We start from the raw sequence: 1638 nt of genomic DNA on the forward strand, positions 1-1638 counted from the left end.
CCGGAGTTTTTCAAGTTAGTTGTCGCCTCAAGTTAAATTTTATGCCGCCCGCATTTCTTCTTTTTTCTCAGGGTTTAAATTTACTTCATTTATCATTGACCAGTCTCGTGACTTCCCTGACCAACGGCTTGGGTTATTCAATTTAGCTGCGTCGTTTACCTGCTGACGCTTAGCTAATATTTCTTTATCTAAACCTGAATGACGTTGGTTTGGCGTCACAAATTTTATACCACTGTGTAGGTGCTCATTATTGTACCAATCAACGAACCCACTTACCCATTCTCTTGCTGCGCTTATATCTTCAAATGGCTTTTCTGGGTATTCTGGGCGATACTTTAACGTTTTAAATAACGACTCAGAGTATGGATTGTCATTACTTACTGACGGTCGACTAAATGATGGCACAATCCCTAACTCCTGTAATGTTGCCAGTAATGTCGCGCCTTTCATTGGGCTGCCATTATCTGAGTGTAACGTAACTTGCTCGCGCTTTATTTGCTCCCGACTGCAAATATCCTTCATTAAATCCGCGGCTAATTCACTTAACTGTGTGTCGTAAACCTGCCAGCCAACAACCTTTCGACTAAAAATGTCCATCACTAAATATAAGTATAAAAATTGCCCTTTTACGCTCGTTGGTAAATAGGTGATATCCCAAGTGTAGACTTCATTTGCACGCACTGCTTTCAGTGCTCTTGGCTTTTTCATCGGCTTAGCTGGCTTTACTTTTTCTCTATGCGTTAATAAGTTATGTGCCTTCATGACACGATAAAACGAACTTTCAGACGCTATCCATATGCCCTTATCAAGCAGCTTAGGGACTATTTTACTGGCCGGTAAATGCCCATATTCGGCTGAATTAGCCGTATTAATAATGCGCTGCCGCTCTAACTCTGTGAGACGGTTAGTCGGCTGTTTTTTCGTACTCGTCCGTTTGTCAGTCATATCGTCTGCTTCAATCCACCGCTGAACGGTTCTTAGTGTCAGTCCAAGTAACTCACATGCCTTTTCTTTCCTTGCCCCTGAAGCCTGTGCGTTTGTGATAAGCGTTATTAATTCATGTCGCTCAGTCGCTGTTGTTAATCGTCCTCGTTGAAACCCCAAAGTGCATCCGCTTTTTTTTTGAGTACAAGTAGAGCGGCAGTTTCAGCTAAGGCCTTATCTTTGCGATTCAGTTCTTTTTGCAGTTGCTTTATTTCTTGCTTAAGCTGTTTACTGTCTGACTTTACTGTTTTATTTGAAGGTGGTGTTACTAAGTCTTTCTTCCATTGCTGAATATGATGCGGATAAAGCCCTATATTACGGCAGTATTCATTTATGGCGGCTTCATCTAAACTTCCACACTCAATTACTGCGTTGAGTCTTTCTTCTAAACTCCAGTCTTGTGGTCGTTTTTCTGCTGTCATTTGGCTACCCGTCTGGTGTATTTCAAGTTGATGCTTTTTTGCCAGTGCTATCCAACGTTGTAACGTTGAATAACCGACACCTAAGTCATCTGCAATATCTTCTAAGCGAACATCATCACATTGAGATAATGCTTTTTCAACAGCTTGAACTTTAAATTCTTGTGTAAATTGACGTCTCATTTTATTTGCCTCTGCTAAATGTTAGAGGCGACAACTATCCTGACACAGGGGG

Annotated in this window: 1 protein-coding gene; it reads right to left on the reverse strand. The window is 41.4% G+C overall.

Annotation, left to right across the window (positions count from 1 at the left end; translation table 11 throughout):
• Nucleotides 1–39: 39 nt before the first annotated feature.
• A protein-coding gene (locus P20439_RS04475) for an IS3 family transposase (RefSeq protein ID WP_138956965.1) occupies nucleotides 40–1586 on the reverse strand; the annotation gives its coding sequence in 2 pieces (ribosomal slippage) (nucleotides 40–1106 and nucleotides 1106–1586; 1548 coding nt in all).
• Nucleotides 1587–1638: the final 52 nt, after the last annotated feature.

The sequence above is a fragment of the Pseudoalteromonas sp. BSi20439 genome (genome assembly GCF_000241165.1).
Taxonomy (GTDB): domain Bacteria; phylum Pseudomonadota; class Gammaproteobacteria; order Enterobacterales; family Alteromonadaceae; genus Pseudoalteromonas.